General features: G+C 60.7%; 13 protein-coding genes. 9 read left to right on the top strand and 4 right to left on the bottom strand.

Features of this window, described 5'->3' with window-relative positions; all coding sequences use genetic code 11:
• Window positions 1–55 precede the first annotated feature (55 nt).
• On the top strand, window positions 56–1198 hold the full coding sequence (gene dnaJ / locus G5332_RS04170; RefSeq protein WP_216954258.1) for a molecular chaperone DnaJ: 1143 nt from the start codon (window positions 56–58) through the stop codon (window positions 1196–1198).
• A 115-nt stretch (window positions 1199–1313) separates the two neighbouring features.
• Here dnaJ and mgtE read toward each other — a convergent pair whose 3' ends face one another.
• The gene (gene mgtE / locus G5332_RS04165; protein ID WP_216954257.1) at window positions 1314–2693 is read right to left on the bottom strand and encodes a magnesium transporter; all 1380 of its coding nucleotides are present in this window, start codon (window positions 2691–2693) and stop codon (window positions 1314–1316) included.
• Window positions 2694–3885: 1192 nt separating this feature from the next.
• On the opposite strand from mgtE, the gene G5332_RS04160 reads away from it, so the two are divergent.
• The 5 genes from G5332_RS04160 to G5332_RS04140 all read left to right on the top strand — a co-directional run bounded on the left by G5332_RS04160 (window position 3886) and on the right by G5332_RS04140 (window position 10364).
• Entirely contained in the window at window positions 3886–5391 is a 1506-nt protein-coding gene (locus tag G5332_RS04160) for a carbohydrate porin (protein WP_421171995.1), read from the top strand.
• Between the two features lie 115 nt (window positions 5392–5506).
• Window positions 5507–6463: an aminoimidazole riboside kinase gene (locus G5332_RS04155; protein ID WP_421171994.1), complete on the top strand. Its 957-nt coding sequence runs from the start codon at window positions 5507–5509 to the stop codon at window positions 6461–6463.
• 83 nt (window positions 6464–6546) lie between these two features.
• Entirely contained in the window at window positions 6547–7911 is a 1365-nt protein-coding gene (locus G5332_RS04150) for a sucrose-specific PTS transporter subunit IIBC (RefSeq protein ID WP_040065997.1), read from the top strand.
• A complete protein-coding gene (locus G5332_RS04145) occupies window positions 7911–9326 on the top strand; it encodes a sucrose-6-phosphate hydrolase (protein WP_319920198.1) in 1416 nt (471 codons plus the stop codon). Before G5332_RS04150 ends, G5332_RS04145 begins: the two co-directional genes overlap by 1 nt.
• Before the next feature lie 27 nt (window positions 9327–9353).
• Window positions 9354–10364 (top strand): substrate-binding domain-containing protein, encoded by a 1011-nt coding sequence (locus tag G5332_RS04140; RefSeq protein ID WP_100654144.1) that lies wholly within the window; start codon window positions 9354–9356, stop codon window positions 10362–10364.
• Between the two features lie 90 nt (window positions 10365–10454).
• On the opposite strand, the gene G5332_RS04135 is transcribed toward G5332_RS04140, so the two are convergent.
• The 3 genes from G5332_RS04135 to G5332_RS04125 form a co-directional block, all read right to left on the bottom strand.
• On the bottom strand, window positions 10455–11183 hold the full coding sequence (locus G5332_RS04135) for an MgtC/SapB family protein (protein WP_201990472.1): 729 nt from the start codon (window positions 11181–11183) through the stop codon (window positions 10455–10457).
• A gap of 228 nt (window positions 11184–11411) precedes the next feature.
• A complete protein-coding gene (locus G5332_RS04130) occupies window positions 11412–11816 on the bottom strand; it encodes a hypothetical protein (protein WP_266134452.1) in 405 nt (134 codons plus the stop codon).
• 422 nt (window positions 11817–12238) lie between these two features.
• A complete protein-coding gene (locus G5332_RS04125) occupies window positions 12239–12424 on the bottom strand; it encodes a DUF2892 domain-containing protein (protein WP_337073604.1) in 186 nt (61 codons plus the stop codon).
• An 88-nt stretch (window positions 12425–12512) separates the two neighbouring features.
• Here G5332_RS04125 and G5332_RS04120 point away from each other — a divergent pair, with 88 nt between their 5' ends.
• The 3 genes from G5332_RS04120 to G5332_RS04110 are packed head-to-tail and all read left to right on the top strand — an operon-like array spanning window position 12513 to window position 13700.
• Entirely contained in the window at window positions 12513–12827 is a 315-nt protein-coding gene (locus tag G5332_RS04120; protein ID WP_124243227.1) for an ArsR/SmtB family transcription factor, read from the top strand.
• Entirely contained in the window at window positions 12827–13240 is a 414-nt protein-coding gene (locus tag G5332_RS04115; protein WP_201951797.1) for a YeeE/YedE family protein, read from the top strand. The genes G5332_RS04120 and G5332_RS04115 overlap by 1 nt, the downstream gene beginning before the upstream one ends.
• 13 nt (window positions 13241–13253) lie before the next feature.
• Entirely contained in the window at window positions 13254–13700 is a 447-nt protein-coding gene (locus G5332_RS04110) for a YeeE/YedE family protein (RefSeq protein ID WP_160881858.1), read from the top strand.
• Window positions 13701–13721: the final 21 nt, after the last annotated feature.

Genomic DNA, 13721 nt, shown 5'->3' with positions numbered 1-13721 from the left:
ATGAATTCACGGGCGTTGGGTAACCAACGCCCGTCTGCGTAACCACAGGATGAGTATGTCGAAGCGCGATTTCTACGAAGTACTGGGTGTGGCGAAAGATGCCGACGATCGCGAGATCAAGAAGGCGTACAAGCGCCTGGCCATGAAGTATCACCCGGATCGTAATCAGGGTGATGCCGCATCCGAAGAGAAGTTCAAAGAGGTCAAGGAAGCCTACGAGGTCCTGACCGATGCCAACCTGCGTGCCCGTTACGACCAGTACGGCCATGCCGGTGTCGACCCGAGCCAGGGTGGCGGTGGCCACGGTGGCTTTGGCGGCGGTGCCGACTTCGCCGACATGTTTGGTGACGTATTCGGTGACATCTTCGGCGGTGGCCGTGGTGGTGCCCGTCGTGGCCCGGCCCGTGGCTCCGACCTGCGTTACACCATGGAGCTGACGCTGGAAGAGGCGGTGCGCGGGGTCTCCAAGGAGATCAAGGTGCCGACCCTGGTTCACTGTGAAGTCTGTAACGGCTCCGGTGCCCACACCGGCAGCAGTGCCCAGACCTGCCCGACCTGCCACGGCTCCGGCCAGGTGCAGATGCGTCAGGGCTTCTTTGCGGTGCAGCAGGCGTGTCCGCACTGTCACGGTCGCGGCAAGATCATCAAAGATCCGTGCCGCAAGTGCCACGGTGAAGGTCGCTACCAGCGCACCAAGACCCTGTCGGTGAAAATTCCGGCGGGCGTCGATACCGGCGATCGCATCCGTCTCTCCGGTGAAGGGGAAGCGGGGGAGGCAGGGGCTCCGGCAGGGGATCTCTACGTACAGGTGCACGTCAAAGAGCACGAAATTTTCGTGCGTGACGGCAACAACCTCTACTGCGAAGTGCCCATCAGCTTCACCGCAGCTGCCCTGGGTGGCGAGATCGAAGTGCCGACCCTGGATGGCCGCGTCAAGCTCAAGGTCACTCCGGAGACCCAGACCGGCAAGATGTTCCGCATGCGCGGCAAGGGCGTGAAGTCCGTGCGCTCCGGCCAGGTAGGGGATCTGATGTGCAAGGTGGTGATCGAGACTCCGGTCAACCTCACCGAGCAGCAGAAAGAGCTGTTGCGCCAGCTGGACGAATCCTTCAGCGGCGCCGCTGCCAAGACCCACAAGCCGAAATCGGAAGGCTTCTTCGAAGGGGTGAAACGCTTCTTCGACGATCTGACCAAGTGATGGCATAGACCCGTGTCGATTTAAAGAGAGAGGGAGGCGTGATGCCTCCCTCTCTCTCTTATCTTGAACTATCGGAGATGGCGGTGGTTTGGCTGCCCCCATCTGCTGTGCGCTGTCAGGCAGCAGCCAGTGACCCACCGAGGAAGGCATAGGCGAAACCAAAATAGATCAGCACGCCCAACAGATCCATGATCGAGGTGAGCATGGGGGAGCTGAGGGTTGCCGGATCAGTCCCCATCTTCCGTGCGGCAAACGGCAGGACCAGACCAAGCAGGCTGCCAACCACAGTCACCGTCATGGCAGAGAGGCTGACAATCATGACGATGTCCCAGCCGATGCTCTTGCTCCAGAATGCCATCACCCCTTCCAGCAGGGCGACACCCAGCCCCAGAGCCATTGCGACGGGCAGATCGCGCCGCAGCACGAAAAAGAAGTCACGCATGCTCAGCTTGATCTGACCCATGCCCATTGCCCGGATCACCAAGGTGGCCGACTGGCTGCCCGAGTTGCCCCCCATGTCGATAATAGGGGCAATAAAGGCTGCGAGGATCAGTACTTCGCTGATGAGTTCTTCCTGAGCGGCGACCAGATTGCTGGTCAGTATGCCGAATACGGTCAAGACCGCCAGCCAGAAGAATCGGGCGCTGAACATGTTAAAGGTGCTGGATGCGCGAAGATCAAGTTCGGGACCTCCCAGCGCAGCCGTACCACCGAAGCGGGCAATCCGGTTGGCATCTTCCTCTTCGGCAACATCCATTGCATCATCCACGGTCACCATGCCGAGCAACTGCTGATCCTGATTCAATACGGGGAGGGCCAGCAGGTTGTAACGGGCGATCATCTCCGCGGCTTCGCCTTTGGGGGCATCGGCCTGAATACTCACCAGCTCGCGCTGCATAATGGCCGAGATGGGGGTTTTGCTGTCGGCGAGAAACAGTTCGCGCAGGGAGACAACCCCGATGAGGCGGCGCATTTCATCCACGACATACAGGGTATAGATGCTCTCCCTGTCGGCAGCAGTGCTGCGCAGCCGTTGCAGCCCCTCTCCCACAGTGATGTCAGCCGTCAGGCTGGCACAATCCGAGCTCATGATGGAGCCGACGAGGTTTTCCGGGTAAGAGGCCAACCGTTGCGTATCCTCACGTTCTTCATCTGTCATCGCATCGAGCAGGGTCTGGCGCAAGGCTGCGGGCAGACGATTGTAGAGATCGGCTCTGTCATCGGGGGATAGGCGGGTACACAACTCCTCCAATTGGGGCTTGGCCATGGAACGTACCAGGCTGGCCTGAATATCGCTGGGCAGATGGCGGAAGATGCGTGCGGCACGCAATGCAGGAACCAGATTGAGAAAGGTATGAATATGTTTATCTGTCAGGCGGTTTATCGCTTGTGCCAGATCGACCTCATGAATATTCAGGCTGAGGCTCTGGATCCCCATACGATCCTTGTTTTGCAGCAGTACATACAGTTGTTGGTGAATATCTTGGTATTGCATTTATATATCCTTTAATACATCAGCCTGGAAAATAGGAAATAGAATTCCGACTGACATCACATCAGCAAAAATAGATAAGGAAATAACGCCCGAAAATTAATCCGGACTAGTCGCCGATACCGGCTCCAGGGTCAGGGTCCATGACACACCTCCTGATTGATGTAAAGAATCGTCATATGCTTACCCGTCAATAGCCACGCATGGGGAATGAACAGGTGTTGCACTCGGCACAAGTAAATGAAGGTGGAGCGGATCGCGGGACGGTCGTCGCCCGGCTAGCGGCTGTTGCCATCTCCCATGCCACCTTGTCAAAAGCCTTGTGGCTACTGACCTGCAGCGATAGAGGTTCGCCATCGTTGACGCACGCCAGAGGCGGAAAAACATGGCGTGATGAGGTAACAGTGGTAATGACATGGTGACCCTGATATCAGGAGAAGACCCATGCAGGCATTATTTACGCATCCAGTCTGTAGCATTGGATGGCGTCAGTAACAGACATCGAGTGAATACAGGGAAGGAATTGCACTCAGGTGCAAATAAACCGCTCTCCGCATAGTGCGAGATAGCGGCAGAACAATCTGCGGGGATCTCGCGACTCAGGTATTGGCTGACGAGCTCAACAACCTACTGTCATCTGATGAATTGCCCACTGATGGTCTCCGTTATTAATCAATGCTGCGATGCTACTGGAATGGTTCTTATTGGTAAATAATTAATCCACCGCCAGAAACATTTAGAAACATCTTTATTGATATTTTGGTAATTGAACGACAGGAATGTCGCGTATTCAGCCATATCGCATGCGTGATCGGTATTATTTACGCTGCTTTGTAGCCGAACCTGATGGTGTAATGCGTGTAACAATCTCCACCAACAGAATGACGCATAGGGTATGCCGATACCTGGCAGACCCATCGCCAGCACCCTGATCCGGTTGGTGGTGAGGTGCCCCCCTTCCTATTCACATTGTCAGGGTCGCTGCTCGCAGAATCGGGATCCGCCTTATTGAGTGGATCCTGATGAGGGATCCTCCTCACAACTCCCGCCAATTCCTGCTGTACAAATGTTATCCCGCTCACACTGTTGCTGAAACGGTTTAGTTGTCATATTGAGTTAGCTAAATTGGTTTAGCTATGCTCTGGCTGTCGATAACAACAGCGCCCGTCCGGGCCACAGATGACAGGTGAGGAAGATGATGATGTTCAAGAGCAAGTTGGCGCTGGCGGTAGCGCTGGGATTGGGGATGAGCAGCCCGCTGTGGGCGGCGCAGGCGAGTATTGCAGGTGAGAGTGTCGAGGCCAGATTGGCGGCGCTGGAGGCGCGGGTACAGGCAGCCGAAGCGAGAGCCGAGGCGGCAGAGAGCCGTGCCAGTCAGGCGGAAGTGAAGGCGAGCGCGGCGAGCGAGCAGGCTCAGGTGGCCGACAACCGCAGCCAGCAGGTGGATGAGAAGACCGCAGGTGCCCAGGGCTTCGAGTTTCACGGCTACGCCCGCTCGGGCCTGTTGGTCAACGGCAATGGCAACGGCGGGCGCGGCGGCCCCTACATCACGCCAGCCGGTTCGGTGGGCGGGGCCGTCGGTCGCCTTGGCAATGAGGATGACACCTATATGGAGGCCAACCTGCTGAAAACCCAGACCTTCGAGGATGGCAGCTGGGCCCGCTACAAGCTGATGCTGGCAGACGGGGTGGAGACCAGCAACGACTGGACCGCCAGCGATTCGAGCCTCAATACCCGTCAGGTGTTTGCCGAGATCGGCAATCTGGCGAGCTTCGACGGCCCCTTCAAGAATGCGGTGCTGTGGGCGGGGAAGCGCTTTGATCGCGACAACTTCGACATCCACTGGCTCGATTCCGACGTGGTGTTCCTGGCCGGTACCGGCGGCGGCGTTTACGACGTGCAACTGGCCGACAGCTGGAAGGCCAACTTCTCTCTCTATGGCCGCGATTACGGCGACATCAGCGCCAGCGGTCTTTCCGATATCGAGAGCTACATCCTCACCATGAACAACCGCGTCGGCAACTGGCAGTGGATGGTGAACGGCCTCTCGGCCAAGGACAATGACGCCCGCATCAATGACAAGGGGGCGGGCAGCGAGGCGGCGGACAAGGGGGCCCACACCCTGCTGGCCTACCACGGCGAGAGCTTCTTTGGCCTCAACCCCGGTTTTGCCAAGGCGGCGGTGCTGTACGGTCATGGGCTGGGGACCGAGGTCAAGGGGCTGGGCTCTGACAGCGAGCTGTTGCCGGACGCCGATGCGGTGCGGGTCGCCGTGTTTGGCGCTACCGATCTTAATCCGCGCTGGCGTTTTGCCCCGGCCCTGCTGGCCGAGCAGAGTCAGGATCGCTACGTGAAAGGGGACGAGTACCGTTGGCTCACCTTCAATACCCGGGTGGCGCAGGTGCTGAGCCAGAACGTCGAGCTGGTCTACGAGGTGGCCTGGCAGTACATGGATCTCGATCCCAAGGGCTACAAGGGACGCCAGGCGGTGAACGGCAATTTCACCAAGCTCACCTTCGCCCCCACCTTCAAGGCGCAGACCGCCGGTTTCTTCGAGCGGCCTGAGCTTAGGGTCTTCGCCACCTGGATGGACTGGTCCTCCGAGCTCGACAACTACGCCAGCGACGATGCCATGGGTCAGAGCAACTTCACCGCCGGTGGCGAGTGGAACTTTGGCGTACAGATGGAAACCTGGTTCTAGTTCGTTATCCCGATCACAAAAATGGCAGCCGGTGCCGAGATCTGTTGGTTGGCTAAAACGGTTTAGCTGATAATGTCAGCCAACAGAACAGAGTTCGGGTTTGACCGTGGATCCGATGCAGCAGTGGAGTAGCAAGGTGACGAATCGTGTGTGGGTAATGGGGGATGCGGTGGTGGACTTGATCCCGGAAGGGGCGTTGCACTACCTCAAGTGTCCGGGTGGCGCGCCCGCCAATGTGGCGGTTGGTGTGGTACGGCTGGGTGGCGATGCGGCCTTTATCGGCCGGGTTGGTGCTGACCCGTTCGGCCGCTTTATGGCCGACACCCTGAGCGGGGAGGGGGTGGATATCGGTGCACTGTGGCTCGATCCTGACCATCGCACCTCTACCGTGCTGGTAGAACTGGATGACGAGGGGGAGCGCAGCTTCACCTTTATGGTGCGCCCCAGTGCCGACCAGTTCCTCACCCCGGATGAGTTGCCCCGCTTCGATGTCGATCAGTGGTTGCTCACCTGCTCCATCGCGCTCGCCAACGAGCCGGTGCGCACCAGCTGCCTGCAGGCCATGGCGGCCATCAAGACGGCAGGCGGGCGGGTCTGCTTCGACCCCAACCTGCGCCCCGAGGTGTGGGGCAACCCCGCCGAGATGCTGCCGCTGGTGCGTCAGGCAATTACACAGGCGGATGTGGTCAAGCTCTCCATCGAGGAGCTGCAACTGCTGAGTGGCGAGGATGAACTGGTCGCTGGGCTTGCGACGCTCTCTGGCCCGGCGCTGGTGCTGGTGACCAGAGGGGCGGCCGGGGTGGTGGCTCGCCTTGATGGCGAGTTGCTGGAGTGGGTGGGGCAGAAAGTGACGCCCATCGACACCACGGGGGCGGGGGACGCCTTCGTCGCCGGTCTGCTGGCGGCGCTGGCCGGGCGCTCGTCGCTGCCGACGCTGGCCGAGCTACCCGCCATTCTGGCTCAGGCCCACGGCTGCGGGGCGCTCGCCACCACCGCCAAGGGGGCGATGACGGCGCTGCCGACCCGCTCCGAACTGGATGCCTTTTTGCGATCAGACACAAGCGGCTATTGATCTGCGGCTAGAAGCCCGGCTCGACAGCCCCTACTCTCATGTGACAAGGGCCCGCCAGCGTGGCGGGTCATAAGAGGAAGAATATGAATATCAGTGCGATAGCCAAGGATCTGGTGCCCCTGCTCGGGGGCAAGGAGAACATCGTCAGCGCTGCCCACTGCGCCACCCGGCTGCGGCTGGTGCTGGCCGATGACAGCAAGGTAAACAAGGCCGCCATCGACAAGCTGGAGGGGGTCAAGGGGTGCTTTAGCAACGCGGGCCAAATTCAGGTGATCTTTGGCACCGGTCTGGTCAACAAGGTCTATGCGGAGTTTGTGACGCTGACCGGTACCGGCACCGCCAGCAAGGCGGAGCTGACCGACATGGCGGCGGCCAAGCTCAACGTGGCCCAGCGGTTGGCGCGAACCCTCTCCAACATCTTCGTGCCGATCATTCCGGCCATCGTCGCCTCGGGCCTGCTGATGGGGCTGCTCGGCATGGTGCGCACCTACGGCTGGGCCAATGCCGACAGCGCCCTGTTTGTGATGCTCGACATGTTCAGCTCGGCGGCCTTTATCATATTGCCGATCCTCATCGGTTTTACGGCAGCGCGTGAGTTTGGCGGCAATCCGTACCTCGGGGCGACCCTTGGCGGCATTCTCACCCACCCAGCGCTAACCAACGCCTGGGGCGTGGCCGGTGGCTTCAAGACCATGGATTTCTTCGGGCTCGATGTCGCCATGATCGGCTATCAGGGCACCGTCTTCCCGGTGCTCTTGGCGGTCTGGTTTATGTCCCATCTGGAGAAACAGCTGCGCAAGCGCATCCCGGATGCACTGGATCTGATCCTCACGCCGTTCCTCACCGTCATCATCACCGGTTTCGTGGCGCTGCTCTTTATCGGCCCGGCGGGTCGGGTATTGGGGGATGGCATCTCGTTTGGTCTGAGCGCCCTCTATGAGCAGGCGGGCTGGCTGGCGGGGCTGGTGTTTGGCGGCACTTACTCGCTTATCGTCATCACCGGCATCCACCACAGCTTCCACGCCATCGAGGCGGGATTGCTGGCCAATCCGCAAATTGGCGTCAACTTCCTGCTGCCCATCTGGGCCATGGCCAACGTGGCGCAGGGCGGGGCTTGCCTCGCGGTCTACTTCAAGACTCGCGACGTGAAGATCAAGGCCATTACCGTGCCGGCTGCCATGTCCTGCCTGCTGGGTATCACGGAAGCGGCGATCTTCGGGGTGAACCTGCGCTACATCAAACCCTTCCTCGCCGGTCTGTTTGGCGGGGCCTGCGGCGGCGCCTACGTGGTGGCGGCCAAGGTGGGGATGACGGCGGTGGGGCTGACCGGTATTCCCGGCATGGCCATCGTCCAGCCCATGAGCCTGATTCATTACATCATCGGGCTGGTGATCGCCTTTGGCGCCGCCTTCGCCGCTTCCTACCTGCTCAAATACAAGGTGGAGTGATGAAGGAAAGCGATCTTCTCAACCAGATTGTCCGGTCGCTGCTGGCCGGACAGCTCAAGGCGGCGGCCGATCCCCATCGGCCCCGCTGGCATCTGGCAGCCCCGGTGGGGCTGCTCAACGATCCCAACGGCTTTATCGAGCACGACGGGCGCTACCACCTCTTCTACCAGTGGAATCCGCTGGGCTGCGAGCACCGCAACAAGGGCTGGGGCCATGTCACCTCCACCGATCTGCTGCATTGGCAGCACGAGCCGGTGGCGCTGTTGCCCACCGAAGCCTATGAGAGCCACGGCTGCTATTCGGGCTCTGCGGTGAGCGACGAGCAGGGGCGTCTGACCCTTATCTACACCGGCAATGTCAAATACCCAGATGGCAGCCGCACCGCCTATCAGTGTCTGGCCCGCGCCGACGGTGAGGGTAGTTTTGCCAAGCTGGGGCCGGTGCTGGATCTACCCGCAGGCTACAGCGGCCATGTACGCGATCCCAAGGTGTGGCACGACGGCAAACAGTGGCTGATGGTGCTGGGGGCCCGAACCCTGGATGACAAGGGGGAAGTGCTGCTCTATCGTGGCGACACCCTGCAAAGCTGGCAGCGGGTGGGGCCCATCGCCGGCAGCGGGCGAGGGGGGCTGGGTGAGTTTGGCTATATGTGGGAGTGCCCGGATCTCTTCCCGCTGGAGGAGCGCCATGTGCTGATCAGCTGCCCGCAGGGGATTGCCCCGGCAGGCGAGGATTATCGCAACCTCTACCAGTGCGGTTGGCTGGTGGGCAACTTCGACGGCGAGCGCTTCGGGCACGGGGCTTTTCACGAGCTGGACCGGGGCTTCGAGTTCTATGCGCCGCAAACCACTCTGGATAGCCAGGGTCGGCGCTTGCTGTTTGGCTGGCTGGGTCTGCCGGAGGAGAACGAGATGAGCCAGCCTACGGTCGCTCACGGCTGGATCCACCAGATGAGCTGCCCGCGGGAGCTGTTCTGGCAGGATGAGTGGCTTTGCCAGCGGCCGGTGGCGGAGCTTGCGGCGCTCAAGGGAGAACTGACCCGCTTCGAGGGGACGCTTGGCGAATTTCCGGGGCTGGCCATCGACTCGGCCTGGCTCGATCTGGATCTCTGCGGTGAGGGGAGCCTCTGTTTCGGCGCCGTGGCCGAGCTGGTGTGGCAGCCGGACCGCATCACCTTGCGGCGCCAGAACTGGCAGAGCGGAGCGTGGGAGACTCGCAGCAGCCCATGGGCTGGCGGGCGGATCACCGTGCTGTGCGATCGCTCCAGTCTGGAGTGTTTCATTGATGAGGGTCGCCACAGCCTGTCGGCGCGCTACTTCCCCGGGGAGAAGCCGCAACTATCATCAGGTAGCGGCGATGATGGCTGCAAAATTTGCCTCAATCACTGGCCGCTGTCGGCATGCCTAGTACAATAGCCCGGTTCTAGTCAGCCGGGAGGCCAGGTGGAGAAGAAGAAACGGATCACGATTGCCCAGATCGCCGAACTGGCGGGGGTGTCCAAGGCGACCGCCAGTCTGGTGCTCAACGGGAAGAGTGCGGAGTACCGCATTGCCGATGATACCCGCAAGCGCATTCAGGCGGTGGCGGAGGAGTGTCACTACCTGCCGAGCTTTCATGCCCGCTCCCTGCGCGAGACCCGCAGCTACACCTGGGGGTTGGTGATCCCCGATCTCACCAACTTCGGTTTTGCCCGCATCGCCCGCGCCCTCGAGGCGCACTGCCGGGAGGCGGGTATCCAGCTGCTGATCGCCTGCTCCGAGGATGATCCCGCCCTCGAGCAGCGGGTGGTGGACAACCTCATCAGCCGCCAGGTGGATGGGCTGATTGTCGCCTCCAGCGGCCACAGCGATGACATCTATGCCCGCATCCACGACCGCCTGCCGGTGGTGCAGCTCGACCGCCATATTGGCGAGTCGCGCCTGCCCATGGTGATCTCCGATGCCTGCAAGGCCACCGCCGAGCTGGTGCGGGATATGGCCAGCGAGTGCGGCGAGCAGATCTACTACTTCGGCGGTTTGCTGGATCTCTCCCCCAGCCGTCACCGGCTGGCGGGCTATGAGCTGGGGCTCCATCGCGCCGGTTTTGAAGCCGATGCAGCAAGGGTGCGTCATCGCGACTACCAGCCGAGCTCCGGTTATCAGCTGATGGCCGAGCTGGTGGCCGAGCTGGGAGCCCCCCCCAGGGGGCTCTTTACCGCCTCCTTTACCCTGCTGGAAGGGGTACTGCGCTACCTCAACGAGGCGGGGTTGATGGAGACAGGGATGCGGCTGTGTACCTTCGATGATCACGACTTGCTCGACTGCATTCCCATGCGCATCGACTCGGTGGCGCAGGATTGTCCGGCGCTGGCCCTCGCCGCTTTCGAGCTGATGCAGCAACTGATAGCGGGCAGTCCTCCCGCACAGACCGCCCAGGTGATCACCCCCAGGGTGCGCTGGCGCAGCCGCCGCTAGCCACTCTTCGCTCATCCATATGAAAAAGCCCCGCCATTGCTGGCGGGGCTTTTTGCTGTGGGCGGGTGGCTCGTTCCTCTGACCGGCAGCTCAGTCTGTGGTACTGGCGCGCCAGAATATCTGCTTGATATGGGGATGAATGCCGAGTTTCACCATCAGGGCATCCAGTTCGTCGCCATCAATGGAGGTGGCCAGCAGCACCGCCGAGATCTCCAGATCCCTCTCGCCAAATGGCTCGATGTCGAGCTCGCTCATGGGATAGTTGGCCTGCTCCAGCATCTCCTCGAGCCAGTGCAGCACCTCCTTTTGATGCTCACGGGGGGTCAGGGCAGTCACCTTGTAGGTGACTTCAGTATCCAGATTGTCTACCGGGCGACGGTTGATCTGGTTGACCAGTGGTCGCAGCAGGGTGTTGGCGGCCAGCACGAATAACGCGCCCAGGATTGCTTCCATGGCGAGCCCTGCGCCACAGGCGGCGCCGACCGCTGCCACGCCCCAGAGGGTGGCGGCGGTGTTGATGCCGCGTATATTGCCCGACTCGCGCATGATGACGCCGGCGCCGAGAAAGCCGATGCCGGAGACAATATAGGCCACCACATGGACCACGTTGTAGTTGCCGCCGTGCAGGTCATAGATTCGCTGGGCCAGGCTGACGAACAGGGCGGCTCCCACGGCGACCAGCACGTTGGTGCGCAGGCCCGCGGTACGTTGGCGGTACTGGCGCTCCAGCCCGACCAGACTGCCGAGCACAAAGGCGAGCAGCAGGCTAGCCAGAGTGTCGAGCAGTGAGAGCATGTCTAGTTGTTGCCACATCTTCATGGCGTACTCCTTCTTATGAAAGCTGGCTTGGCACAATCCATGATGAAACGCCGGGTGGCGGATGGATCAGAGGGGGATTGAGCGGATGGCCAGCAGAAAAACGCAGCGTCCCGGGTTTAGCTTCCGGGGCGCGAGCATCATCAGATGCCCTGACGCTCGGAGAGGACGCAACAAGTGGGGCCAGCGTGGCTGGCCCCTTGAACGGTCGTTAGTGCAGCAGGATGCGCGTCAGTTGAGTTCGGGAGCCGTGTCGATGCGCGGACGCAGCTCCCAGCGCACCGGATGCGCTACTCCGACCTGATGAACAAACTGCACCAGATAGCGGCGCTGGGGTGGAGTGCAGTGCACATTGAGCACCAGCTCTCGCCCGCCGCTGCGACCCGGTTTCATCGATTGCATCGGTTGCAGTCCGGCCGGTTGCAGGGTGTGGCTCACCATATCCAGCACTTGCTCCATATCGGCGCGATCCTCGCAACGGATCTGCAGCCTATAGTGGTGCTGGCGCGGTTTGCCGCCCAGCCAGCGTGGCAGCATGCCACGGCCGAGCCGGCTCAACAGGGGGTGAGCCCGGGTAGCAACAGAACCTGTTGCTACCGCGCGATCCGCAGCCGGTTTGATTGAGATAAAACGCATAGCAGCCTCCTTGTGGGAAGCAGAAACTATGCAGGCAAGGTGTCATGGCAAAGCCAGATCACCTGACGTCAAGTGTGAAAAAAGAGAAGAGGGGAGTGGATTTCCGCTTCTCGCAGGGTTGCGAGCATGCGGCAGAGAAAGACCTGCGGCTAGCTCGCGACCTTGGTACCGACGATGAGGGTCGGTCTACAACTGTCACTTGATGAGTTGCCCACTGATGGTCTCCGCTGTGTTAAGAACGGCAAAATGGTACTCATCCAGAGCGGTGAGGTAAAGCCTTATCGACCTTCCAGCAACATTTAGATACAAGTTTGTCAATAATGGGGCCGACTGGCTACCTCCATAAGCATCAGGGAGCGACGATAGCCATCGCCGCGCGATGACGCCCCGCTAGCAGGACCGCCCCTGTCTTGCGCGACCTGTTACTTCAGCCCCAAGCGCTTCAGGATCAGGGCTGCCGGGCAGAACCCAGTGAACGCACTCTGGATCAGGTTGACCCCGACAAAGACGCTTAGCCAGACAAAGCCCGGATGCACCCAGGTGGTAAGGATCAGCGAGAGCAGCAACATACAACCCGCGACGATTCTGACTCCGTTATCTACTGTCATGGTCTTTCTCCCCATATATTTTAGATATTGCTAATTTAGTGTTGTTTTATACAATAGAACAAATATCAGCAATTGCTAATTTACTTCTATGAGCCAATTCGACGAGATGAACAGACATGCGACAGCCGCCGCCTCCCTGCTCAAGGCGTTGGCTCACCCTGAACGCCTGCTGGTGCTCTGCCAACTGGTGGAGGGGGAGAAGGGAGTCGGGGAATTGCTGGCCCACAGCCAGCTGGGCCAGTCGGCCTTCTCCCAGCAACTGTCGGTATTGAAGCGCTACGGCCTTATCCGTTCGCGCAAGGTCTCCCAGCAGATCTACTACTCGCTGGTGAGCGAGGCAGCTGCCGATGTGCTGGGGGCGCTGCAAACCCATTTTTGTCACTCGGAAAATAAGGAATCTTGATGATGGAAAGCCAATGGCTGCTCTCTTTGGGCGGCGGCATGCTGGCAGGGCTGTCGGCCCTGATCCTGATGTTGTTCAACGGCCGGGTGGCCGGGATCAGCGGCATTCTGGCCGGTGCGTTGCAACACCGGGCGCCGTGGCGGGTACTGTTTCTGCTGGGGCTCGGGGCGGGCGCCTGGCTGGCACTGAGCTTGGGCTGGGCCAGCATGCCCGCATTCACCACCTTGCCCGGTTGGCCTGTTGTGCTGCTGGCCGGTTTGCTGGTTGGCATCGGTACCCGTCTTGGCAATGGCTGCACCAGCGGCCACGGCATCTGCGGCATGGGGCGGCTCTCCCTGCGCTCCATTGTCGCCACCCTGACCTTTATGGCGGCTGGCTTTATCACCGTCTTCATCACTCATCATCTGCTGTAAGGGGCTGATTGCCATGAAATTGCTGACAAGTTTGTTCGCGGGCCTGCTGTTTGGACTGGGGATGGCCATCTCCGGCATGGTGGATCCCGCCCGGGTCACCGGTTTTCTCGATCTGGCTGGCGCCTGGGATCCCAGCCTCGCCTTCGTGATGGGGGGGGCCCTGCTGGTCTTTATGCCGGGTTACTTCCTGCTGGTGAAACCCCGTCGTCAGAGTGTGCTGGGCGAGCCCATCGCGGCAGTACCTGCCCCCACGCTGGATCACCGCCTGATCGGTGGTGCCGCGCTGTTCGGTATCGGCTGGGGATTGGTGGGTATCTGCCCGGGGCCTGCCTTGAGTCTCATTTCCAGCGGCCAGCCCATGATAATGTTGTTTATAGTGGCCATGGTGGCCGGGATTTTGCTTGTTGATCGGGTTTGGGTGAAGGTGCGGGAGAAGCGCTGCCACCCCCGCTCTGTCTGAACGGATTGCCCCTAGTGTCGG

Origin of the sequence: Aeromonas sp. 603757, from assembly GCF_049171255.1 — a bacterium.
GTDB lineage: Bacteria > Pseudomonadota > Gammaproteobacteria > Enterobacterales > Aeromonadaceae > Aeromonas > Aeromonas veronii_A.
The sequence above is the reverse complement of the archived record's forward strand: the minus strand, read 5'-3'. Positions and strand labels throughout refer to the sequence as shown.

Coding starts and splice junctions, on each gene's coding strand:
- dnaJ (WP_216954258.1), top strand. CDS start 56: ATGTCGAAGCGCGATTTCTACGAAGTACTGGGTGTGGCGAAAGATGCC.
- mgtE (WP_216954257.1), bottom strand. CDS start 2,693: ATGCAATACCAAGATATTCACCAACAACTGTATGTACTGCTGCAAAAC.
- G5332_RS04160 (WP_421171995.1), top strand. CDS start 3,886: ATGATGATGTTCAAGAGCAAGTTGGCGCTGGCGGTAGCGCTGGGATTG.
- G5332_RS04155 (WP_421171994.1), top strand. CDS start 5,507: ATGCAGCAGTGGAGTAGCAAGGTGACGAATCGTGTGTGGGTAATGGGG.
- G5332_RS04150 (WP_040065997.1), top strand. CDS start 6,547: ATGAATATCAGTGCGATAGCCAAGGATCTGGTGCCCCTGCTCGGGGGC.
- G5332_RS04145 (WP_319920198.1), top strand. CDS start 7,911: ATGAAGGAAAGCGATCTTCTCAACCAGATTGTCCGGTCGCTGCTGGCC.
- G5332_RS04135 (WP_201990472.1), bottom strand. CDS start 11,183: ATGAAGATGTGGCAACAACTAGACATGCTCTCACTGCTCGACACTCTG.
- G5332_RS04130 (WP_266134452.1), bottom strand. CDS start 11,816: ATGCGTTTTATCTCAATCAAACCGGCTGCGGATCGCGCGGTAGCAACA.
- G5332_RS04125 (WP_337073604.1), bottom strand. CDS start 12,424: ATGACAGTAGATAACGGAGTCAGAATCGTCGCGGGTTGTATGTTGCTG.
- G5332_RS04120 (WP_124243227.1), top strand. CDS start 12,513: ATGAGCCAATTCGACGAGATGAACAGACATGCGACAGCCGCCGCCTCC.
- G5332_RS04115 (WP_201951797.1), top strand. CDS start 12,827: ATGATGGAAAGCCAATGGCTGCTCTCTTTGGGCGGCGGCATGCTGGCA.
- G5332_RS04110 (WP_160881858.1), top strand. CDS start 13,254: ATGAAATTGCTGACAAGTTTGTTCGCGGGCCTGCTGTTTGGACTGGGG.